Source organism: Pseudomonas sp. GL-R-26 (assembly GCF_019947365.1).
In the GTDB taxonomy this organism is placed as follows: Bacteria; Pseudomonadota; Gammaproteobacteria; order Pseudomonadales; family Pseudomonadaceae; genus Aquipseudomonas.
Genome location: NZ_JAGYGI010000006.1, coordinates 158893 through 184323 on the forward strand (window position 1 = coordinate 158893; position 25431 = coordinate 184323).

General features: G+C 64.6%; 4 protein-coding genes. All 4 read right to left on the reverse strand.

What is annotated here, in order from left to right; translation table 11 throughout:
• Positions 1-31: 31 nt before the first annotated feature.
• The 4 genes from KGA96_RS09010 to KGA96_RS09025 are packed head-to-tail and all read right to left on the reverse strand — an operon-like array spanning position 32 to position 25299.
• Positions 32-11833, reverse strand: coding sequence for an amino acid adenylation domain-containing protein (locus tag KGA96_RS09010; protein ID WP_223512475.1), 11802 nt, complete (start codon positions 11831-11833; stop codon positions 32-34).
• Complete coding sequence (locus KGA96_RS09015) at positions 11830-14928, reverse strand: non-ribosomal peptide synthetase (protein ID WP_223512477.1); 3099 nt, start codon at positions 14926-14928, stop codon at positions 11830-11832. Before KGA96_RS09015 ends, KGA96_RS09010 begins: the two co-directional genes overlap by 4 nt.
• 11 nt (positions 14929-14939) lie before the next feature.
• Entirely contained in the window at positions 14940-15998 is a 1059-nt protein-coding gene (locus KGA96_RS09020; protein ID WP_223512479.1) for a TauD/TfdA family dioxygenase, read from the reverse strand.
• 52 nt (positions 15999-16050) lie between these two features.
• Positions 16051-25299 (reverse strand): non-ribosomal peptide synthetase, encoded by a 9249-nt coding sequence (locus KGA96_RS09025; protein WP_223512482.1) that lies wholly within the window; start codon positions 25297-25299, stop codon positions 16051-16053.
• Positions 25300-25431: the final 132 nt, after the last annotated feature.

The following is a 25431-nucleotide window of genomic DNA, read 5'->3' on the forward strand; positions in this document are numbered from 1 at the left end:
CAGGGAAGCTGCCTTACCACAAATGATTGGTTTAGAACTGCGGCACCACCTCCCGGCCAAGCGCCGCCACCACGGCGTCCAGGCACTCATCCTGCTGCAGGATATCGAAGTGGCCGGCCATTACCGTTTGCACCTTGCGCAGCCGAGGTTGCTGACGCTCCAGGGTCGCGCGTTCGGTTGTCGGGTTGCCGTCGGCCCACCAGCAATGCAGCCCGGCCTGCGTAACTGGCAAGGTTTCAACCTGCCGCGACAGCGCCTTCAACCGCGTGCTGACCATGAACGTGTGGGCCAACTCGTCGGCACCGAGCAGCGCGTAACCGCTGGCCTGATCGCTTTCGCTGTCGATCACCGCGCGAATGACCCGCGCCACAGCGTCGTGGTCCCCTGACCTCTCGGCATTCAATGCCTGGGCGATCACTGCGTCGTCCATACCCAAAGTTGCACCAAGGAACTCGGCCAGATCCGCGCGCCACTCATCCGGGCTGACGATGGCATTGGCCTGGGTCGGCACAAAGCTGTCCACCAGACCGACGAATGCCACACACTGGCCCTGCTGTTCGAACAGGTCACTGACCATCAACGCCAACGCCCCGCCCAGCGACCAGCCCAGCACGTGGTACGGCCCCTGGGGTTGCCGGGCGCGAATCGCCTCGACGTAATCGCCGGCCATCTGCGCCAACGACGTGTCCTGCCACTGCCGGTCGAGCAGCATCCGGCATTGCACGCCGTACACCGTGCGCTCGCCCTCCAGGCGTCGGGCCAGTGGCTCGTAGTCGAACACCGTGCCGAAACCGGCGTGCAGGCAGAACAGCGGCGGCTGATCATTCACCACCTGATTGAGCAGCAACAGCGGTTGCGGATTCTGTCGCGCCGGCTGCTCATCGACACCCGACAACCCGGCGATCGTCGGCTTGGCCATCATGTCCCGCAGCTTGAGCTGGAAGCCAGGTTCATTCAGGGCACGGACTTTCGAGATCACCTTGAGGGTGCGCAGCGAATCGCCGCCCAACTCGAAGAAGTTGTCGGTAATGCCGACCTTCTCGATGCCCAGCACCTGCTGCCAGATCTCCGCCAGCGCCCACTCCAGCGGCGTGCGCGGGGCCACGTAGTCGCGACCGGTGAAGGCCGGATCCGGCAAGGCCTTGCGGTCGAGCTTGCCGTTGGGGGTCAGCGGGAAGCGCGGCAGCACCACGACCTGCGTCGGCACCATGTAGTCGGGCAGGCTTTCGCGCAATGCCGCCTGGCAACGCGGGCCGAGGCCTTCGTCTTGCGCTACCACATAGCCCACCAGTTGCGGCCCCTGCCCGCTGTCACGCACCACCACCAGCGCATCGTTGACCCCGGCCTGCTCGCGCAAGCGGGCTTCGATTTCGCCAAGTTCGATGCGGAAGCCGCGCACCTTGACCTGATGGTCGATTCGCCCGACGTAATCGAACACGCCATCCTCGCGCCGGCGCACCAGGTCGCCGGTGCGGTACAGGCGCCCGCCCTCGCTGCTGAACGGGTCGGCGACGAAGCGCTCGGCAGACTGCCACGGGTGACGATGGTAGCCGCGCGCAACACCCCGTCCGCCGATGTACAACTCGCCGACCATGCCCACCGGTAGCGGGTTGAGGTCCATGTCCAGCACGTGCAGGCTGCGGGCGCCGACGCGTTGGCCAATCGGTGCATACATCGCCTGGCAGTGGCCGTCGGCGGCGATTTTCCACAGCAGCGGCGTGACCACGGTCTCCGTCGGGCCGTAGCCGTTCACCAAATATTGCGGCTTGAGGGTGTGTTTGACCCGCTCGAAGGTGGCGTCCGGCACCGCATCGCCACCGAAGCAATAGATGCGCACCGGCGGCGGATCGCCGCCCTGCAACTCGGCGTGCTCGGCCAGTTGCAGCAGGTACGCCGGCGGGAAGCAGGCGACGCTGATGCGCTGGCGGTGCAGCACCGCCAGGGTCTGTTCGGCGGTCCACAAGGTGTTGTCGCGGATCACCAGGGTCGAGCCGCTGATCAGCGCGGTGATCCAGCGTTCATGAGCACCGTCGAAGGCGAACGACATGAAATGCAGCTCGCGATTGTCCGGGTCCATCTCGTACAGCTCGGCGATGGCCTGCACGTGCATGCTCAACGGCCCGTGGGCCACGGCGACGCTTTTCGGCTTGCCGGTGGAACCCGAGGTGTAGATCAGGTAGGCCAGTTGCCCGGCATGTACCGCGCGTTGCGGTGCCGGCACCTCGACGTCGAGGTTCAAGCGATCCACCGCGACCATCGCCGTGCCCGGATTGAGTTGTGCGCTATCGCGCAGTCGCTCCTGGGTCAGCAGCAGGCGCATGTCGCTGTCGGCCATCATGTAGCGCAGGCGTTCCTGCGGGTATTGTGGGTCCAGCGGCACGTAGGCGGCGCCGCACTTCATTACCGCCAGCAGCGACACCACCAGCTCCAGCGAGCGCTCCATGAACACGCCGATCACGTCTTCGGCCTGCACACCCTGTTCCAACAGATGCACCGCCAGGGCATCGGAGCGACGGTCTAGCTCGGCGTAGCTCAACTGCTCGGCGTCACGGTCGGCATAGCTCAGGACCAGCGCCGTGTGCTCCGGTTGCCGTCGCGCACGCTGACGGATCAGCTCGTGCACCGGGGTCTCGTCGCCGTCCGCCACTACCGGCAGTTCGCCGTCCAGCGCCCGGCCTTCGTCCAGGGTCAGCAGGCCCAGCTCACCGACGGCGCGCCCGGCGTCGTCGCACAGGCGCTGCATCAGGCTTTCCATGTGGCTGCGCAGCACTTCGACGGTCGCCAGATCGAACTGATCGCGCTGGTGCATGTACTCGATGCGCAACCCTTCATCGAGGCTGACCATCAGGTCCATGGCGAAGCTGGTCAGGCCGAAATCGGAGACATCTTCAAAGCGCAGGGAATCGCCGTTCCACTCGCGCAGGGTGCGGTCCACCGGCTGGTTTTCGAACACGATGATGCTGTCGAACAACGACTGTCCGCCCTGCCCGGCCCAGCGCTGGATATCGCTGAGCGGGGTCTGCTGGAAGTCGCGGATGTCGAGGTTGTAGGCCTGGAGTTCGCGCAGCCAGTCGCCGACTCGGGCTTCAGTCGGCACCGTGTTGACCACCGGCAAGGTGTTGATGAACAGCCCGAGCATGTTCTCCGAGCCGTTGAGGGTTTCCGGGCGGCCGGACACCGTGGCGCCGAAGGTCACCGTGCGCTGGCCGGTGTAGCGCTGCAACAGCAGCAGCCACGCGGCTTGCACCAGGGTGTTGAGGGTCACTTGCTGTTGCTGGGCAAAGGCCTGCAAACCCGCGGTCTGCTGTGCACTCAGATGCGTATAGATCGCGTGATAACCGGCTTGCGGTGCCTTGACCGGCAAGGCGCGGGCCAGGTGGGTGGCGCCTTCGAGGTTATTGAGTTTACCTTTCCAGAACGCTTCGCTGGCCTCGGTGACTTGCTGGCCGAGCCAGTCGATGTAGTCGCGATAGGCCGCCAGCGGCTCGTGCTCCTCACCGCTGTAATGACGCAGCACTTCACCGATCAGGCGCGACACGCTCCAGCCGTCCATGAGGATGTGGTGGTAGGTCCAGATCAGGCGATAGCGGTCGTCCTCCAGGCGTACCAGCAACAGGCGCAACAAGGGTGAACGGTTCAGCAAGAAGCCGCGTTCGCGCTCCTCGAGGGCCAGTTGGCGTACACGCCCGGGCTGATTATCCAGCCCGCGCCAGTCCAGTTCGGTGAGCAGTGACGGCGCGTCACGCAACACCACTTGCAGCGGTTCCTTGTCGCCTTCCCAGAGGAATGCGGTGCGCAGAATCCCGTGACGCCGAGCAGCATCGGCCCAGGCTTCGCGGAAACGCGCGCCATCAACTCCGCGCACGCCCACTTCGATCTGGTTGACGTACAGCCCCGAGTCGCCGTCCTGCACCGAGTGGAACAGCATGCCCTGCTGCATCGGCGACAGCGGATAGACGTCCTCGACTTCGTCCGCCGTCAATTCCAGCACCTGATATTGCGCTTCACTCAGTTCGATTTTTGCTGTCGGTGCAACCACAGCCGGTAAGGCTTGATCCGCCGTGAGCGGTTGAGCGACCGTCGCCAGTTCGGCGATGGTCGGGTGGCTGAACACGTCCTTGGGGGAAATGCTAAACCCGGCCTTGCGTGCGCGGCTGACGGCCTGGATCGAGACGATGGAATCGCCGCCCAGTTCGAAGAAGTTGTCCTGCATGCCAATCTGCGGCACTTCGAACAACGCCTGCCAAACCGCTTGCAGCGTTGTTTCCACGGCACTGCGCGGTGCAATGTATTCGCGCACTTGCTGGTCCGGTTGTGGCAGTGCGCGGCGGTCGAGCTTGCCGTTCGGCGTCACCGGCAACTGGTCGAGCAGCAGCACGTGGCTCGGCTGCATGTGCTCGGGCAGCGCATTGCGCAGGTGTTGCTCGAGTGGATCGACAGCGGCATCACCCACGACGTAAGCCACCAGTTGTTTGGATTTGCCGACGTCGAGGGCGATCACCACCGCTTCGCGCACCGATGGATGCTCCAGCAGGCAGGCTTCGATTTCCCCCAGCTCGATGCGCAAGCCACGGATCTTCACTTGATGGTCGATGCGCCCGACGTATTCGATCACGCCGTCCGCGCGGTAACGCGCCAGGTCGCCGGTGCGGTACAGGCGCTCGCCCTGCTCACCGAACGGGCTGGCGACAAAGCGCTCGGCGGTCAGGTCCGCACGGTTGTGATAACCACGGGCCAGGCCGATGCCGCCCAGGTACAGCTCACCGACGCAACCTTGCACTTGCGGTTGCAGGCTGTCGTCGAGGATGTAGGTCACCAGGTTGGCAATCGGATAACCGATCGGCACGCTGAAGCCACCGTCGTCGACACAGGTCCAGTGGGTCACGTCGATGGCCGCTTCGGTCGGGCCGTACAGGTTGTACAGACCGACGTTCGGCAAAACGCGGAACAGGCTGTGCTGCAAGTCCGCCGACAGGGCTTCGCCGCTGCACAGGATCTGCCGCAGGCTGGCGCAACGCTCGAAGCCTTCGCCCTGGACAAATGCCTGCAACATCGACGGCACGAAATGCAGGGTGCTGACCCGGTACTGCTCGATCAGGCTGACCAGTTGCGCCGGATCGCGATGGGCGCCCGGTTCGGCCACGGCCAGGCGTGCACCGGTCATCAATGGCCAGAAGAACTCCCAGACCGACACGTCGAAACTGAACGGGGTTTTCTGCAGCACCGTGTCGCGCCCGTCCAGTGGGTACGCGCCCTGCATCCACGCCAGGCGGTTGTACAAGGCATCGTGGTGGTTGGCCGCGCCCTTGGGTTTGCCCGTGGAACCGGAGGTGTAGATCATGTAGGCCAGCGATTGCAGCTCGACCACGCAGGGCAGGTTTTTTCCGCTGCGGCCTTCGAGCAACGGCGCCATGTCGTCCAGGCAGATCGCCGTGGTGGCGGCTGGAATCGGCAACTGCTGCAGCAAATGCCGCTGGGTCAGCAGCAGGTGTACGCCGCTGTCTTCGAACATATGGTCCAGGCGTTCGCGCGGGTAGTCCGGGTCCAGCGGCACGTACGCGCCACCGGCCTTCATGATCGCCAGCAAGCCGATCACCAGTTCCAGCGAACGCTCGGCGGCAATGCCCACCAACACTTCGGCGCCGACGCCCTGGCTGCGCAGGTAGTGCGCCAGGCGGTTGGCCTGTTGGTTGAGTTCGCGATAGCTGAGGGTCTGGCCAGCAAACACCAGGGCCGGGGCCTCCGGGGTTTGCAGTACCTGGGTCTCGAAGCATTGGTAGACCGGGCGCACATCCGGCCAGGCCTGCGCGGTGCGGTTGAAGCCTTCGACCTGCTGCGCCGTTTGTGCAGCATCGAGCAGGCTCAAGCGCCCCAATGGCTGCTGCGGCGCACTCACCATGGCATCGAGCAACGCCAGCAGACGTGTGCTCAAGCCTTCGATGGCTTCGGCGCTGAATAGCGCCGTGTCGTAGTTGAAACGCAAATCCAGGCATTCACCCAGCTCGGCGGCGATGGCCAGGGGGAAGCTGGTCTGGTCGTGGTGGCTGATGCCGGAGAACTTCAACGCGCTGGCGCTACCCTCTTCCAGCGCTTGCGCCACCGGATAGTTTTCGAACACCAGCAGCGTGTCGAACAGCGCTTCGCCGGAATGACCGGCCCAACGCTGTACATCCGCCAGCGGCGTGTATTCGACTTCGCGCAGCTTGAGGTTGAGCGCCTGGACTTCATCGATCCATTGGCTGACCGTGCGTTCGGGGTGCGGTGTGGCGATCACCGGCAAGGTGTTGATGAACAGACCGATCTGCTGCTCGATGCCCTGCAACTCACTCGGACGCCCCGACACCGTGGCGCCGAACGCCACGGTCTGCTGCCCGGTGTAGCGCTGCAACAGCAACAGCCACGCCGCTTGCAGCAGGGTGTTGGGCGTGACGCGGGCCTGACGGGCAAAGCCGCTCAGGCGCTCGGTGGCGGCGCGATCCAGGCTCAGGTGCAGGGTGCGATGAGCATCGCCCTGCCCTGCGACCGGCCCCGGTAAGGCGCCGGCCAGCCGCGTCGGTTCGGCGAACGACTGCAATTGCTCCAGCCAGAACGCTTCGCACGCGGCGCGATCACGGCTGCCCAGCCAGGTCATGTAATCGCGATAACGACCGACGCTTGGCGCGGGCATGATTCCGGAATAACGCTGCAGCACTTCGCCGAACAACTGCGAAGTGCTCCAGCCGTCCAGCAGGATGTGGTGGTTGGTGAAGATCAGGTGATGGCGGTCATCGGCGGTCTGCACCAGGGTCAGGCGCAGCAAGGGTGCTGCTGTCAGGTCGAAGCCGCGCAAACGGTCGTCCTCGGCCAGGCGATCCAGCGCTTCAGTAACCTTGGTGTGATCGCGCCAGTCGAGCACGGTCAATGGCAGTGTGGCGTCGGCCAGGATCACTTGCAGCGGCCGCGAGCCGTTGCTTTCGCTGAAGATCGCGGCGCGCAAAACTTCATGGCGATTGAGCGTCTGCTGCCAGGCGTCACGGAACGCCTCGACGTCGAGCCCCTGCACGTCCACGCGCATCTGCGGGATGTAGGCCCCGGCATCCGGGGCGAACAGGCTGTGGAACAACATGCCTTGCTGCATCGGCGACAGCGGCAGGATGTCTTCGATCTGGCTGGCCGCCAGCGGCAATGCATCCAGCTGCGCCTGATCGACGCGTACCAGCGGCACGTCGCTCGGGGTCAACCCGCCGGCACCGCTCAGGCAATGTTCGATCAGCTGTTGCAGTTCCAAGGCGTAGGCATCGGCCAGGCGCTGCACGGTCTGCGGGTTGAACACTTCACCGCTGAAGGTCCAGCTCAGGCGCAGTTGCCCGGCATATACCTGACCGTTGATGCTCAGGCCCCGGTCCAGTTCGGCCGACGCGCCCTGCTCGGCGCCACCGCTTTCCTTGGCCGGACGCCATGGCGCGTTCTCGTCGAAACTCGCGTCGAACTGGCCCATGTAGTTGAAGGTGACCTGCGGTGACGGCAGACCCTCAAGGCCGGCGTCGGCCAGATAGCGCAGGATGCCGAAACCGATGCCTTTGTCGGGCACGGCGCGCAGCTGTTCCTTGACTGCTTTGATGCTTCCGGCCAGATCGCCAGCCGGGGTGATTTTCACCGGGAAAATCGAGGTGAACCAGCCCAGGGTGCGGGTCAGGTCGATGTCGTCGAACAGGTCTTCACGGCCATGGCCTTCCAGTTTCACCAGGGTCGAAGTTTGACCGGTCCATTGGCCCAGCACCCGCGCCAGCGCCGTCAGCAACAGGTCGTTGACTTGGGTGCGGTAAGCCGCCGGAGCATCTTGCAGCAGTCGGCGGATCAAGGTGCTGTCGAGCACGGTTTCCACGCTGACGGCGTGCTGGCTGGCCAGGCTGCCTTGGGGGTTGTCGGCGGGCAGTTCAACTTGCACGTCGCGGTACTGGTCTTGCCAGTAAGTGGCCTGGCTGGCCAATCCGGCACTATGCGCATGGGATTGCAGGCGAGTGGCCCAGGCCTGATAGGCGCTGGTTTTCGCTGGCAGACGCAAGGGTTGAGCTTGCTGCGCTTGTTGATAGGCGGTTTGCAAATCCTCCAGCAGCAATCGCCAGGACACGCCGTCCACCGCCAGGTGATGCACCACCAGCAACAGGCGCTGACCCGCTGCGCCCATGTCCACCAGCAACGCGCGCAACAGCGGGCCGTCCTGCAGATTCAGGCTGACCTGCGCGGCGTTGCACAGTTCAAGCAGTTCATCGGTATTGGCGGCCTGGCGCTGCCACAGCACCTCGGCGCTGTTCCACTGCTCGGCTTGGGTCTGTTGCCAGACGCCGTCGACATTACGCAAACGCAGGCGCAATGCATCGTGATGCTCCACCAATGCAGTCAAGGCCTGTTGCAGGCTGGCGCTGTCCAGCGGCTCGCGCAGCTCCAACAGCAGCGACTGGTTCCAGTGGTGACGGGCCTCGATGTCTTGCTCGAAGAACCAGTGCTGGATCGGCGTCAGCAACACCTCGCCACGCACCGGTCCCTGATCGATCACCAGCCCTGCACTGCGTAAAGCGACCTTCGCCAGGCTCTGTACGGTCTGGTGCTGGAACAGGTCTCGCGGGGTGATGCGAATCCCGGTCTGACGCGCGCGGCTGACCACCTGGATCGAGATGATCGAGTCGCCGCCCAGTTCGAAGAAGTTGTCGTCGATGCCTACCCGCTCGAGCTTGAGCACGTCCTGCCAGATCGCCGCCAATGCAGCCTGCATCTCGTCCAGCGGTGCCGTGTAAGCCTGCTGCGCCAATGCCGCGTCGGGCTTGGGCAATGCGCCGCGATCCAGCTTGCCATTGCCGGTCAGCGGCCATTGGTCGAGTTTGATCAGGTGCGCCGGCACCATGTAATCCGGCAAACCGGCCTGCAAATGTTCACGCAGGGACTGGCGCAAATCGCTGTCGTCACCGGTCGCGGTGAACCACGCCACCAGTTGCGGGCTGCCATTGACCTTGGGCGCCAGGACCAGCGCCTGCTCGATGGCCGGATGGCTTTGCAGGCGGTCCTGGATTTCCCCCAGTTCAATTCGAAAACCACGGATCTTCACTTGATGGTCGATACGCCCGGCGTACTCGATGCTGCCATCGGCGCAGTACCGCGCCAGATCGCCGGTGCGATACAGGCGTGCGCCCGACTCGGCGGCGAACAGGTCCGGGACAAACCGCGTGGCGGTCAGATCGGAACGCTGGTGGTAGCCGCGAGCCAAGCCGGCACCGCCGACGTACAGCTCACCGACGCAACCCTTGGCCACCGGGTTCAGGCGCGGGTCGAGCACGTACCAGCGCAGGTCGGCGATCGGCTCCCCCAGCGGCGAGCTGTTGGCGCCGTCGAGGTCGGCGCGGGACAGCGGTCGGTAGGTCACGTGCACCGTGGTTTCGGTGATGCCGTACATGTTGATCAGCAACGGCTGCCGGTCGTCGAAGGCGTCATACCACGGACGCAGGCTGGCCACGTCCAGCGCCTCGCCGCCGAACACCACGCAGCGCAGGGCCATGTTTTGCGCGTTGGCGCAGGCGAATGGCATCAACTGGCGGAAGGCCGAGGGCGTCTGGTTGAGCACGCTGACGCGCTCGTCACTTAGCAAGCGGGCGAAGTCTTCCGGGGAGCGGCTGACCGCGTGGGGCACCACCACCAGCTTGCCGCCGTAGAACAACGCGCCAAAGATTTCCCACACGGAAAAGTCGAAGGCATAGGAGTGGAACAGGCTCCACACATCCCGCGCATTGAAACCGAACCAATGTTCGGTGGCACTGAACAGCCGCGTCAGGTTGCTGTGGGGCAGCAGCGTGCCTTTCGGTTTGCCGGTGGAACCGGAGGTGTAGATGACGTAGGCCAGGTTCGCTGGCGCGGTCAGGTTCGGCAGGTTGTCGGCGCTGGCCTCGGACAGCCAGTCGCTGGCGTGATCGAGGCAGATCACTTCAATGCCTGCGTTCAACGGCAGGCGCGGCAACAGCGCGGAATCGGTCAGCAACAGGCGCGTGCCGCTGTCAGCGAGCATGTAGGCCAGGCGATCCTGCGGGTATTGCGGGTCCAGCGGCACGTAGGCACCACCGGCCTTGAGGATCGCCAGCAGGCTGACGATCATCTCCAGCGAACGCTCCAGGGCGATGCCCACCAACACGTCCGGGCCGACGCCGCGCTCGCGCAGGCGATGGGCGATTCGGTTGGCGCGGCGGTTCAGTTCGGCGTAAGTGAGGGTGACGCCGTCGCAGGTCACGGCGATGTTGTTCGGGTGCGCGGCGGCCTGGGCCTCGATCAGTTGATGGGCGCACAACAGGTTCGCCTGATCGCTGTTCAACCCGGCAGTGCGATTCCAATCGAGCAAGGTCGCCTGCTGCTCGGCGGCGTCGAGCATGCACAGGTCCGCCAGGGCAACCGTGCTGTCAGTGCAAATCGCCTGCAACAGGTTCAGCCAGTGCCGGCCGAGGCGCTCGATGGTCGAGGCGTCGAACAGTTCGGTGGCGTAGACGAACGACGCATGGATGCCCTCGTCGCCCTCGACGGTGTCGAGCATCAGGTCGAACTTGGTGGTCTTTTCGTCCCAGATCAGCGGTTCGACGCTCAGCCCCGGCAAGTCCCAGCGTTGTGGGCCGCCACTGTCGCGCTGGTGGTTGAACATCACCTGGAACAACGGCGTGTGGCTCAGGCTGCGTTCCACCCCCAGGCCATCGACCAGTTGCTCGAACGGCAGGTCCTGATGGGTCTGGGCGCCGAGGGCCGCGGCCTTGATCTCGGCCAGCAATTGCCCAAACGGCTGGTCGGCCCGTGGCTGGCTGCGCAACACCTGGGTGTTGACGAAAAAGCCCAGCAGGTTTTCCACGTCCTGGCGGGTGCGGTTGGCAATCGGCACGCCGACACGGATGTCCTGCTCGCCGCTGTAGCGATGCAGCAACGTCTGCAATGCCGCCATCAGCAGCATGAACAAGGTGCAGCCTTCGCGGCGGGCAAGATCACGCAGTTGAGTGGTCAACGCGGCAGGGATATCCAGCTCGACACTGGCCCCCTGCTGACTCGGGATCGCCGGGCGACGACGGTCGGTCGGCAGGTTCAGTGGCGGGTGTTCATTGCCCAACTGCCCACGCCAGTAATCGAGCTGGCGCTCGGCCTCGCCGGCCTCCAGCCACAGGCGCTGCCAGCGGGCGAAGTCGGCGTACTGGATGCCCAGCTCCGGTAGCTGCGGGGCCTGCCCGGCACTGAGCTGTGCATAGAGCCGGGTGAACTCCTGCAACAGGATCGGCAGCGAGCCGCCGTCGGTGACGATGTGGTGGAAGGTCAGCACCAGCACATGTTGCTGCGCATCGAGGCGGATCAAGCGGCAGCGCATCAACGGGCCGTGCTGCAGATCAAACGGCTGCTCGGCGTTGAGGGCGATCTGGCGTTGCAATTCGACCTCGTTGGCCGCCGAGGCCTCGACCAGCGGTGCCTCCATCTGCGGGTGGATGTGTTGCAGCACCTGCTGTCCGTCGAAGACAAAGGTGGTGCGCAGCACTTCATGACGCTGCACCAGTGCGGTCAGGGTTTGCGCCAGCGCGTCGCGGTTCAGCTCACCGCTCAGGCGAAAGGCACCGGTCAGGTTGTAGGCCGTGGCCTGGGGCTGCATCTGCCAGAGGAACCACAAGCGCTGCTGCGCGTAGGACGCCGGCAACGTGTCGACGGCGCGGTCCCGTGGCGGGATCGGCAGCAGTTCCAGGGTCAGCCCCTGGGCGTGCATCTTCTGTTGCAACGCACGCCGGGCGTCCGCGCTCAAGCCGCAGAAACGCTGGGCCAGGGTCATCATTCTGTCCGGTGCAGCACTCATCGCGCGTGTTCCTCATCCACTTCGTCGAACAACGCTTCGAGGGCGTCTACATCGTTTTCTTTATGGTCACTTTGCTCACGGAACTGCTCGATCTGCGCCGCCAGCCGTTCCAGGGTGTCACCGTCGAAAAACAGCTTGAGCGGGATCGCCAGGTTCAGTTCTTCCTGAATCCGCGCACGAATGCGCGTGGCCAGCAGCGAGTGCCCGCCGAGTTCGAAGAAGTTGTCGTACACGCCGACGCGCTCGACGTGCAGCGCTTCGGCCCAGATCGCCGCCAGGGTTTTTTCCAGGTCGTTGCGCGGCGCGACAAAGACGCTGCGGCGCACATCGAGATCGAGCAAGGCCTGGCGATTGAGTTTGCCGTTGGGCATCAGCGGAAAACGCTCCAGCACCTGCAAGCGCGCCGGTTGCATGTGCTCGGGCAGCGTTTCGGCCAGATGGCTGCGCAATTCGTTGAGGCGGATGTCGGCGGTGTCGGTCGGGGACACCACGAAGCCCAACAGTTGCGGGCCGGTCGGGGTTTCCCGGGCAATCACGGCGGCGTCTTCTATGCCGGGAGCACCGCGCATGGCCGACTCGATTTCGGCCAATTCAATGCGGAAGCCGCGGATTTTCACTTGGTGATCGACCCGCCCCAGATACTCCAGCACGCCATCGGCGCGATAGCGCGCCAGGTCACCTGTGCGGTACAGGCGCTGACCGGCGCTCGCGGTGAAGGGGTCCGGAACAAAGCGCTCGGCTGTCAGCGTGGCGCGCTGCAAATAGCCCCGGGCAATGCCGGCGCCGCCGACATACAACTCTCCTTCGACGCCAACGGCCGCCGGTTGCAGGTCCGGGCCGAGCACATGGATGCGCATGCCGGCAATCGGTTGACCGATCGGCACACTGTCATGCTCTTGACCGAGGGGCAGCTCCCAGGCCGAACACCACACGGTGCCTTCGGTCGGGCCGTATTCGTTGACCAGCGCCACCCCCGGCAATGCCTCGCGATGTCGCTGTACCAGTGCATTGCCGCAGGCTTCGCCGGCGACGATCACACAGGCCAGCGCCTGGTGGTCGAGGTGTTCGAGAATCTGCGCGTGGTAGGACGGCAGGGTCAGGTAGTGGGAAATCTCTTCGCGCTGGATCAACGCCGCCAGTCGGGCCGGGTCCTTGTAGCTGTCTTCGTCCGGCAGGCACAGGGTCGCGCCCTGCCCCAGCGCCCAGAAAACCCCGGCCACCGAGCTGTCGAAGGAGAACGACGAGAGCATCAGGAATGCCCGCAGCGGCTGGCGATAGAAAGTGTTGCGCGCCAGGGTCGAGGCCACGGCGTTGGAATGGCTGATCATCACGCCCTTGGGCTTGCCGGTGGAACCGGAGGTGTAGATGACGTAGGCCAGATTGGCGCTGTCGCCCTGTGGCTCAGGCCGGGTTGGCGTGGCGGACCAGACTTCGGCCCCCGGCATCAGGGAAACAATCCGTTCACTGTGCAACGTTTCGGGTAGCGGCTGGCAGGCCAGCACATGGCGCGCGCCGGTGTCGGCAAGCATGAACGCCAGACGTTCGATCGGGTAGTTCGGGTCCAGCGGCAAGTACGCGGCGCCGGCCTTGAGCGTGCCCAACAAGGCGATGACCATTTCCAGGGAGCGCTGGCCGTAGACCGCCACGATCTGGTCCGGCGCCACGCCTTGGGTGCGCAGGGTATTGGCCACCTGGTTGGAACGCGCATCCATCTCGGCGTAAGTCAGGCGCTGACCGTTGACACTCAGGGCGATGCGTTGCGGATGCAGGCGCGCCTGTTCGCTGAACAGTTCTTGCAGAAAGCGACACGGCAATGCCTGCTCGGTAGCGTTCGGGTTGAAGCCTTCGATCAGGCGAGTTCGTTGCGCAGCACTCAGCAGATCAGCCTGCCCCAGGGTCAGTTCGGGCGCCCCCAGCAATTGGTGGCTGAACTCGACAAACTGCTCCAGCCATTCGGCCAACATCGATTCCGGCAGCGCACCGTCAAGACACGACAATTGCAACTGATCGCCCAGCACCCGCAGGCGCAGGACTTCGGGGTTGCCGTCGTCCACCTCGATAGCGCTTTCAATGGCGGCCTGATAGACGAAGCCGTAACGCAGCGGCGCGGTGCCTTCGGCGCTCAGTTCAAACTCATTGAGGCAATCGAGCCACGACAGCGACTGTTCGACGCTGGCGGCAAACGCCACCAACGCTTGCGCCAGGGTCTGCTGGCTGCGGTGCTCGAAAGCCACCGGCAAGCGCCGGGCGAAGCGTCCGAGGGTGGCGATGGTTTGCTCGTTGCGACCCTCCACCTGCCAGCCCATCAGCAGCTTTTCCTGATGGCCGATGCGCGCGACGAATGCGGTCCACAGTAACAGCGCCAATTGCTCTGCCTCAACGCCCGTTTCTGCAGTGACCCGTTGCACGCCAGCCAACCACGGGGCGTCAATCAACGTTGCTTGACGACGAACCAGCGTGACCTCGACGGCTGTTTCGAACGGCAAGCGATGGGTCACGGCGAACGGCTGTTGCAGGTTGCGCCAGAACGCCGCGCCCTGGTGGCCGATGTCTTCCTCGCGCAGTTCTTCCTGCCATGCGCTGTAGTCCAGGTATTGCAGCGCGTCCTCGTCGTCACCCAGGGTTTCACCGCGCAACAGGCTGCCCAGTTCACTCGCCAGCACCCGCAGCGATACCTCGTCGAAGCTACATGCCGGGGCCAGCAGGGTGATGAAAGTCTGCCCTGCTCCGTCTTCAAGCTGCGCCACCACCAGCGCCTGATTCGAATCTTCAACCATGACTTCACGGCTGCGGCTCAAGGCCTCGGCCACCGAAGGCTGGTTGCCCAGAAGTGTCAGCGGCAAGCCATCGCACAGGCTTTGCACCGGCCACTTCATGCCCGGCAGGCGGCGGTACAGCGTGCGCAGGATTTCATGGCGCTGTCCGAGGGTTTCCAGTGCCCCGCGCAACGCCTGGGCGTCCACTGGCCTGGCGAGCGGCAACGTCAGCGCGGCGAACAGCGGCCGTGCGCCCAGCTCCTGGGCACGCAAATAAAAGGCCTGCTGGGCCGAAGTCTGGAATACGTCTACCGAAGGTTCGAGGGCGGTGGTGTTCATGTCGGGTGTCCTTATTCCTGATCCAGGTCGGCGCTTTTCTGCGCGATGGCCATGGCCGTGAGGATTTTTCTGTAGCCGGTGAATTCGTTGCGCGCATGCACGCTGAGGATGTTGTCGAGCAGCACCACGTCGCCCTTCTCCCAGGCGAACTCGACCATCACCTCGCGGTAGATGCCTTGCAGGTGGCGGATCACATCGTCGGGAATCGGCGAGCCGTCACCGAAGAAGGTGTTTTGCGGCAGGTCCTGCGGGCCGAATTCACGCAGCAGGTTGTCGCGGATGCTGTCCGGCAGGGTCAGTGCATTGAAAAAGGTGCCGTGGTTGAACCAGATGCGCTCGCCGGTCAGTGAATGGCGCACGATGGCGGGGCCGTTCTGCCGGGTGCGCAGGCGGTTGCCCGGTTTCCACTCGGCCTGGATGCCGATTTTTGCGCAGTAGGCCTCGACTTCGCCGCGATCCTCGCTCTGGAACACGGTCTGCCATGGCAGGCCCATACCGTCGCCGTAGTTACGCACGTACATGATGCGTTTACGGGCAAATTCTTCGCGCACCGCCGGGTCGATCCGCGCGAGGATCCGTCGGGTATCGCCAAAGGGTGTTTCACCGCCGGTGGCCGACGGCGTGTCGCAGTAGAAATACAGGTGACGCGGGAACACCGGCGAATACGAGTGTTCGTTGTGCGGGAAGATTTTCTCCGGCGCCGGGTAATCGGTGGAGCTGTAGATCTTGAACTGGCCGCTGATCTGGGTCCGTGGCGAGGCGCGGAACAGGTACTCCAGGGCACCGCCGGAAATCCCGTCGACGCAGCGGTTGAACTCGCCGATATCGGCCACCTGGAAGCCACGGAACAGGATCACCGCGTGTTCCAGCAGCTTGCTTTCGATCAGCGCGCGATTCTGGGTCGCCCATTCCACCAGGCTCACGCCGGACACGGCCGGACGACACACCAACGGCATGCTGAGGCCTTCGAACATCGGCGCAAAACTCACCAGCCGCGCCGGATCGGTGGACAGGCTTTTGCGGGCACCACGGCCCATCCTGGGCATGGACTTGGTCGTTGAAACGGTCATAAACCCCTCCAGAAAATGTTGACGGTGGCGCTCGATGGCGCCACCGCCTGAATCAGTCCGCCGCAGATTGCGCTGCTGGCGCGCCACGGTTCGCCGAGCGACGCTTGATCGCCATGGCGCCGCCGAGCAAGGCCTTGCGTTGCTCGTTCAAGCGCGCATCGGCACGGCGTTGCACCTCGGCGGCCAGGTCCAGCAACTCACCGACCTGCACTCCGTCAGCGCGTATCAGCGCTTCGAGTACCGCCCGGATCTGCTCGAACAAGGACTCCAGCGTGCTCGGCAGGTACTGGCCCACCGGCGTTTCGAAACTCAGGTGAATGTGCTCGGCATCGTTGTAGAACGCGGCGACCATGCCGATCTCGGCGGCCTGGCGCCCGGACGGGAAGTCCTCGACCTGCAGGCCCTCCATCGACGGCAGACGACCGACGCCTTCCTGGTAGATCAGCTTGATGTCGAACAGCGGCGAACGGCCGGCCCGGCGCGGCAGACGCAAGGCTTCCACCAGACGCTCGAACGGCAGGTCCTGATGGTCCGACGCCTCCAGCACCGCCCGGCGACAGGCCTCCAGCAACTGCGCCGCCGCCTGATCGGCATCGACCTCCACTTGCAGTACTAATTGGTTAACGAAGAAGCCGACCATTTCTTCAAGCTCGGCTTGATTTCGGTTGGCGATATCGGTGCCGATGCGCACCCGACTGACCTCGGTACGCTGGCGCAGGACCAGGGTGAAACCGGCCAGCAGCAGCATGAACAGCGACAGATCGCGCTGTTGGGCAAAGTCGCGCAACTGCCGGCTGAGCTCGCCGCTGAAGGTGAAATGGGCGCTGGCACCCTCTTGCGTCGTACGCCCGTCACCGTCGGCGGGCAACTCCAGTACCGCCTGTGGCTCGGCAAGGCGCTGCTGCCAGTAGTCGAGCTGGCGCTGCAACTCGCCGCCCTGCTCCAGCCACTGGCGCTGCCATTTGGCGAAGTCGGCGTACTGCACGCTGTGCGCCGGCAGTTGTGGGGTCTGGCCACGGTTGAGGGTTGGATACAGCGTGACGAATTCATTGATCAGCACGCGGAACGACCAGTCATCGGCTGCGATGTGATGCACCGTCAGCAACAGCACATGCTCGTCATCCGCGACCCGCAGCACCCGCACCCGCAGTAACGGACCGTGGCGCAGGTCGAATGGCCGGGCGACTTCCTCCCGGGCCAGTTGCTGCGCCTCGACGTCCGGCACCGGCCGCTGCCGCAGGTCGCTGGCCTCGAAGCTCAACGGCAATTGCCCGTGGACCCGCTGCCAGGCCTGGCCGTCTTCTTCGTAAAAGGTGGTGCGCAACACCGCGTGACGCTGCACCAGGGTTTCGAAGCTGAGGCGCAGGGCGTCGAGGTTCAACTCACCCCGCAGGCGCAAGGCACCGGGCATGTTGTACATCGAACTGTCGGGCTCCAGGTTCCACAGGAACCACAAGCGCTGTTGGGCAAAGGACAACGGCTGACGTTCGCCGGAGGTGTCCGCTACCAGCGCCGGGCGTTCACAGCTGTGTTGCAGTGCCTGCACCTGAGCGGCGAAATCCTCGAGGCGCGGATGTTCGAACAGGCTGCGCAGGCTCACCGACAGGCCCAGGCGCTGGCGGATCTGCGAGACGATTTGCGTGGCCAGCAACGAATGCCCACCCAATTCGAAGAAGCTGTTTTCCCGGTCGACGCGACTGACCTGCAACACCTGTTGCCAGATTTGCGCCAGTTCGATTTCCAGCGCACCTTGCGGCGCACTGCCGACTTCGGCCTCCCAGACCTCCGGGGCCGGCAGCGCGCCACGGTCGAGTTTGCCGTTGCGGTTGAGCGGCAACGCGGCCAGCAACACCAGTTGCGCTGGCAGCATGTAGTCCGGCAGGCGCTCGCCCAGGGTGCGGCGCACGGTGTCGGTGAGCTGACACGCATCCGCCGCCAGCAGCCCGGCATCGGCCGGCACCACATAGCCGATCAATTGCTTGCCGCCGACGCCTTCGTGCACCAGCACCGCGGCTTCGCTGATCATCGGCAGGCCTTGCAGATGCGCTTCCAGTTCACCCAGTTCGACCCGGAAACCACGGATTTTCAACTGATGATCGATGCGCCCCAGGTACTCCAGCGCCCCGTCCTCGCGATAGCGCGCCAGGTCGCCGCTGCGGTACAGACGCGCCCCCGGCGTGGTGGAAAACGGATCGGCAATGAAACGTTCGGCGCTCAAGCCCGGTCGCAGGTGATAACGCTGGGCAAGGCCGGCGTCGCCGCCGATGCACAATTCGCCGACGCAACCGGTCGGCAGCAGGTGCCCTTCACTGTCCAGCACATACAGCGCGCGCCCAGGCAGTGCCTTGCCGATGGGCACGCCAAGGTGATTGCGGGTATCGGCCAGTGTGCATTCGTGGATGCTGGACACCACCGTGGCTTCGGTCGGCCCGTAGGTGTTGAGCAGGCGCACATCGCCCAAACCGGCGGCGTGCCATAGCTTCAGGCCTTCGAGGGACATGGCTTCGCCGCCGACGTGGACCTGACGCAAACGCCCCTTGTCCCGCTGCGGTTGCGCGGCCCACTCCTGAGCCAGCAGGAACCAGTAGGCCGCCGGCAAATCCGCCAGGGTCACGCCCTGTTCGATGATCTGGCGATAGAGGGTGTCGGTGTCCCACAGCTCATCGCCGCGCATCACCAGCGCCGCGCCCACGCACAGTGGCGGGTAGCACTGTTCGACAAAGCCGTCGAAGCTGAACGTGGCGAATTGCAGCACGCGGTCTTGCGCGGTGAGTTGTGAATAGTCCGCCGCGATCACGCAAAACTCGCGCAGTGCGGCGTGGGCCAGGCACACGCCTTTCGGCCGTCCGGTGGAGCCGGAGGTGTAGATCAGGTAGGCGAGGTCTTCGGCGTTGGCGAGGTTGACCAGGTTGTCGGTGCAATATCCGGCGTCTGCGCCCGGCTCCAGCGCCAGACGCGGCAAACCTTGCGGCAGCGCTACATCGGTCAACAACCCCGGTTGCGCCAGCAGCAGGTCCATGCCGCTGTCTTCGATCATGTAGCCCAGGCGCTCGGCCGGGTAATCCGGGTCCAGCGGCACATACCCGGCACCGGACTTGAGGATCGCCATCAGGCTGACGATCATCTGCGCATTGCGCCGCACCGACAGCCCCACCCGCTGCCCCGGCGCCACACCCTGGGCGCGCAGGCGATGGGCGAGCTGGTTGGCTTGGGCATTGAGCTGGGCGTAGGTCAGGCGTTCGTCACCGACCATCACCGCCAGCGCGTCGGGGGTGCGGGCCGCTTGTTGCTCGAACCGCTGGTGGGCCAGCAACGGGCTGTCCAGTTGCGGTGCCGGTGGTTGCGAGCCGCGTATTACCTGGGCTTGGGCCTGAGCGTCCAACAGGCTGACGGCACCGAGCGCCTGTTGTGGCTGGGCAACAAATTGCGCCAGCACATGCAGCAGGCTGGCGCCCAACTGGCTGATCTGCGCCGCGCTGAACCGGATGCGGTCGAAACTGAAATCCAGACGCAGGCTGGCGCCGACTTCGATGCCCAGGGTCAGCGGGTAACTGGTGATTTCGTGATTGTGCAGCGCGCCAAAGGTCAGGCCCGCCGGCGCTCCTTGCTTGAGGGCTTCGGCCACCGGGAAGTTCTCGAACACCAGCAGGCTGTCGAACAACGCCCCCTGTTGCCCGGCCCAGCCCTGAATATCGTACAGCGGCACGTGTTCGAACTCGCGCAGGCTCAGGTTCAGGGCTTGCAGGTCTTTGAGCCACTGGGCCACCGACTGCCCGGCCTGCGGCGCGGTGATGATCGGCAAGGTGTTGATGAACAGCCCCAATTGCTGCTCGATGCCCGGCAACGGCGCGGAGCGTCCGGCAATCGTCGCACCAAACGCCACACAGGACTGGCCGGTGTAGCGCTGCAACAGCAGGCCCCAGGCGCCTTGCAGCAAGGTGTTGAGGGTGATTTTCTGCTGGCGGGCGAAATCGCTCAGGCGCTGTAGCGATGCGCTTTCAAGGGTCAATTGATGTTCGCCCATGCCGTGCCCTTCGGCGGGCGTCGGCAAGGCTTGCGCCAGCAGCGTCGGTGTTTCCAGGGGCGCCAGCGCCTGTTTCCAGAACTGTTCGGCGGCCAGCAGCGGCTGCTGTTGAATCCAGCCCAGGTAGTCGCGGTATTGCCCCAATGGCCTGACCAAGGTCTGGCCGGCATAGTGCTGAATCACTTCGCCGAGCAACTGCGCGTTGCTCCAGCCGTCCATGAGGATGTGATGGCTGGTATGGATCAGGTGCCAGTCTTCACTGCCCCGACGCACCAGCAGCAGGCGGAACAGCGGCGCGGAGCTGAGTTCGAAGCCGCGGCTGCGCTCCTCGGCGGCCAGTGCATCGCGGTCGATGTCGGCGGCTTCGATCACTTGCAGTTGCAAGTCGATCTGGCGATGAATCACCTGATGCGCGCACTCGAGCCCCAGCCAGTGGAAGCTGCTGCGCAGGATGTCATGCCGGTTGATCGCCGCCTGCCAGGCCCGGCCGAACGCGGCCAGTTCCAGGCCGTGGATGTCCAGGCGCAGTTGATTGATGTAGGCCTCGGCCTGGGGTTCGTACAGGGTGTGGAACAGCATGCCCTGTTGCATAGGCGTCAGCGGGTAAACGTCCTCGATGGCCGGCGCCGTAACAGGCAAGGCATCGAGTTGTGCCTGGGTGATGCGCGCCAGCGGGAAGTCCGACGGCGTGACCTGGCCTGCCGTTGTCGCGCAGCAATGTTCGATCAGCGTCTTGAGTTCTTCGGTGTAGGCATCGGCCAGTCGTTGCACGGTGGACTCGGCAAACAGGTCACGGCTGAAACCCCATTGCAGCGAGAGCTGCCCGCCATAGACCTGGCCCTCCACGGTCAGCCAGTTGGCCAGCGGCGCATCGTCGCCCTGGGCCTGGCCGCCGCTTTCCGGAGCCGGGACCAACAGCGCGGCGTCGTCGAACTGACGGTCGAACTGCCCCAGGTAATTGAAGGTGATCCGAGGCGCCGGCAGGTCTTGCAGGGCCTGACGCTGTGCCGGTTCACCGAGGTAGCGCAGCAAGCCGTAGCCCAGGCCTTTGCCGGGAATGGCGCGCAATTGTTCCTTGATCGACTTGATCGAATTCGCCGCCCCGGCCTCGGGTTGCAGGCGCACCGGAAACAGGCTGGTGAACCAGCCGACGGTGCGGCTCAGGTCGAGGTCGTCGGACAGGTCTTCGCGGCCGTGGCCTTCCAGCTGGATCAGCGTCGAGCCCTGCCCGCTCCAGCGGCAGATGACCCGCGCCAGCGCCGTGAGCAACAGATCATTGACCTGGGTGCGATAGGCCGCCGGGGCCTGTTGCAGCAACAGGCGGGTCAAATCGGCGTCCAGTTTCGACTCGATCTTGTGCCCGTGGCGCTGCTGCAAGCTGCCTTGCGGGTTGTCACACGGCAGGTCACGGGCATCCGCCAGTTGCGCCTGCCAGTACGGAATTTGCCCAGGCACGGTGCCGGCATGCTGTTGCAGGTGCGCGGCCCAGGCCTGGTAGGCGCTGGTTTTCTCGGGCAGCGCCACTTGCCCGTAAGCCTGTTGCAAGTCTTCGAGTAACACCCGCCACGACACCCCGTCCACCGCCAGGTGATGGACCACCAGCAACAAGCGCTGGCTGCCGTCGTCGAGGCTGACCAGCAAGGCACGCAGCAGCGGCCCGTCGGCCAGATCGAGACTGCGTTGCGCTTCATCGCACAGGGCGGTCAAGGCTTCGGCCGAAGACGCCCGACGCTGCCACAATCCAGCCAACTCGACTGGCGCTGCATGGTGCTGCTGCCAGCCTTCGGGGCCGTCTTCGGAGCCGTCGATAAAGCGCAGGCGCAAGGCGTCGTGGTGGTTGATGACAGTAACCAAAGCCCGCTCCAACGCCTCAGGATTCAACGCTTCCCGGGGCGTCAGCAGCAGCGACTGATTCCAGTGCCGGCGCTGGGCGATGGCCTGTTCGAAGAAGTAATGCTGCGCCGGGGTCAGGATCACCTCGCCACTGACCGGGCCTTGATCGACAGTGCTGCGGCTGTCGAACGCCGCGACCAATGCCAGGCTGCGCACGGTCTGGTACTGGAACAGGTCACGCGGGCTGAGGCGAATGCCGGCCTGACGGGCGCGACTGACCACCTGGATGGAAATGATCGAGTCGCCGCCGAGCTCGAAGAAGTTGTCTTCGAGGCCCACGGGGTCCGCGCCCAACACCTCCTGCCAGATCTGCGCCAGCGCGGTCTGCATCGCATCCTGCGGCGCGACGAATGCCTGTTGCGGCGCGGCGTCGGGTGGCGGCAAGGCCTTGCGGTCGAGCTTGCCGTTGGCGGTCACCGGCAAGGCGTCCAGCGGCATCAGGTAGGTGGGCACCATGTATTCCGGCAGGCTGCCGAGCAGCCAGGCCTTGAGGGTTTGCGGCCACTGCTCATCGGCATCGGTATCTTCCAGCACCAGATACGCCACCAGATGCCTGCCGCCCTGCACCAGCACCACGGCCTCGCGCACCAGCGCATGCTGCATCAGGCGAGTCTCGATTTCCCCCAGCTCGATGCGCAGGCCGCGCAATTTGACTTGATGGTCGAGACGCCCGAGGTATTCGATCACCCCATCGGCACGCTGCCGCACGCGGTCGCCGGTACGGTACAAGCGCGCACCGTCATGGAAGGGGCACGGTACAAAACGCTCGGCGCTGAGCGCCGGACGCCGGTGATAACTGCGCGCCAGCCCGGCGCCGCCGAGGTACAACTCCCCCGTCACGCCGGCCGGAACCGGGAGCAATTGCGCATCCAGCACATGGGTGCGCAGATTGGCGATGGGACGACCGATGGGCACGCTGTCGGCGCCTTCGTCGATGCAGGTCCAGTGGGTGACGTCGATGGCCGCCTCGGTCGGGCCGTACAGGTTGTACAACCCGGCGCCGGGCAGCTTTTTGAACACCTGCAATTGGGCATCCAGCGGCAGGGCTTCTCCGCTGCAGACGATGCGCTTGAGGCCGGTGCATGCCTCGACACCCGGTTCGTGGATGAACGCCTGGAGCATCGACGGCACAAAGTGCAGCGTACTGATGCCGTAGTCATCGATCAGGCGGATCAACTGCGCCGGTTCACGATGCGCCCCTGGCGGCGCCATCACCAGACGCGCACCGGTCATCAGCGGCCAGAAGAACTCCCACACCGACACATCAAAACTGAACGGGGTTTTCTGCAACACCGAGTCGCTGCCATCCAGACCGTAAGCCTGTTGCATCCAGCACAAGCGGTTGAGCAGCGCCGCGTGACTGTTGCCGGCGCCCTTCGGCTTGCCAGTGGAACCGGAGGTGTAGATCACATAGGCCAGGTTCAGCGGATGTACTTCAACCTGCGGGCAGGTTTCGCTGTAGCCGTCGAGCCAGTCCTGTTCCTGATCCAGGGCGATGACCTTGACGCCCTCGGCAGGCAGTGCGCCGAGCAAAGTGCTTTGGCTGAGCAGCAAGTCAATTGCGCTGTCTTCGATCATGTAGGCCAGGCGTTCGGCCGGGTACTCCGGGTCGAGCGGTACGTAGGCGCCACCAGCCTTGTGAATCGCCAGCAGGCCGATGACCATCTCCAGCGAACGCTCAACGCAGATCCCCACCAGCACATCCGGGCCGACACCCTGCTCGCGCAAGCAGTGCGCCAGTTGATTGCTGCGGGTGTCGAGTTGCGCGTAGCTGAGCTGACGCTCGCCAAACACCAGCGCCGGCGCGTCGGGGGTGCGTCGGGCCTGGGCCTGAATCAACTCGTGCATGCACTGCTCGACCGGATAGGCCACGGCGGTGCGATTCCAGTCCTGCACCAGCACTCGCTGCTCATCCGCAGTCAGCATCGGCAACTCGCCGATTTTTTGCGTCGAGTCGTCGACTATCGCCTGCAACAGGCGCGTCCAGTGCCCGGCCATGCGCGCAATGGTATCGGCATCGAACAGGTCGCTGGCGTAGGTCAGCGCGGTGTGCAGCTTGCCGCCCTTCTCCCAGGTGTCGAGGGTCAGGTCGAACTGGGTGGTGCGGCTTTGCCAGTCGATGCTGCCCAACTCCAGGCCGGACGCGGTGCTGACCGAGGTCATGTCGGCCACTTGCGGCTGGTGGTTGTACATCACCTGGAACAGCGGCGTGTGGCTGAGGCTGCGTTCCAGTTTCAGCGCCTCGACCAGGCGCTCGAATGGCAGGTCCTGATGGGCCTGGGCGCCGAGGGCGGTTTCCTTGATGGCGCGCAGCAGGTCGTCGACCCGGGTCTGGCCGTCCAGTTGCGTGCGCAGCACCTGGGTGTTGACGAAGAAACCGATCAGGCCTTCGATTTCCGCACGGTTGCGGTTAGCGATGGGCACGCCGACGCGGATGTCGGTTTGCCCGGTGTAGCGATGCAGCAACGCGTTGAAGGCGCCGAACAGCAGCATGAACAGGGTGATGTTGTGTTTCTGTGCGGTGCTGCGCAGTTGCTCGGCCAGTTGCGCCTCGACCGCGAATTCGTAGCGGGTGCCGCGATAGCTCGGCATCGCCGGGCGCGAATGGTCCAGGGGCAATTCCAGCACCGGGTGTTCGTCACCCAACTGCGCCTGCCAGTACGCCAGTTGCCGCGCCTGCTCGCCCGCCTCCAGCCAGCGGCGCTGCCACAGGGCGTAGTCGCTGTACTGGATCGGCAACGCTGCCAGCTGCGGTTGCACGCCCGCATCGAAAGCGTCGTAGCAGCGGATGAATTCGTCGATCAGTACGTTCATCGACCAGCCGTCGGAGACGATGTGGTGCAGGGTCAGCAACAGCACGTGCTGTTGTTCGGCGAGCTTGAGCAAGGTGACCCGCAGCAGCGGACCGGTCGACAGATCGAACGGCAGCACCGATTGATGTTCGGCGGTTTCAGACACGGCACCTTCGCGCTCCTCGGCGGGCAGTGCGCTGAAATCCACGTGCTCGATCCGCAGCGGCGCAGCGGCCGGCACTTGCAGCAAGCTGTCATCGGCCTGACGGGCGAACACCGTGCGCAGGGTTTCATGCCGCGCCACCAGGTTGGCGAACGCCTGCTCCAGCGCCGACAGGTTCAAGCGCCCGGTCAGCCGCACCGCACCCGGCAGGTTGTACGCGCCGCTGTGGGGATCCAGTTGCCAGAGAAACCACATGCGTTGCTGGGCGTACGACAGCGCCTGGCGATCCTCGGCCTCGATGCCGGCCGGAATCGGGAAACGGGCGAAATCCACGCCCTCCTTGTGCAAGGCCGCAAGGAACATCTGGCGCTTTTCCAGGGGCAACCCGATAAACCGGCGAGCAAGTTTCAAGGAGTCTTCAGCATTCATCTATCGGCATCCGCATCAGTAGGCAGCAGGCGCAAAGGCGCGTCGTCCCTATAAAACGAATGCAGGCGGGAAAAATTAGCGGATCAGGCAAAAGGCGAAACGCGGAAAAACAGGTTGATAAATACCCCTGTG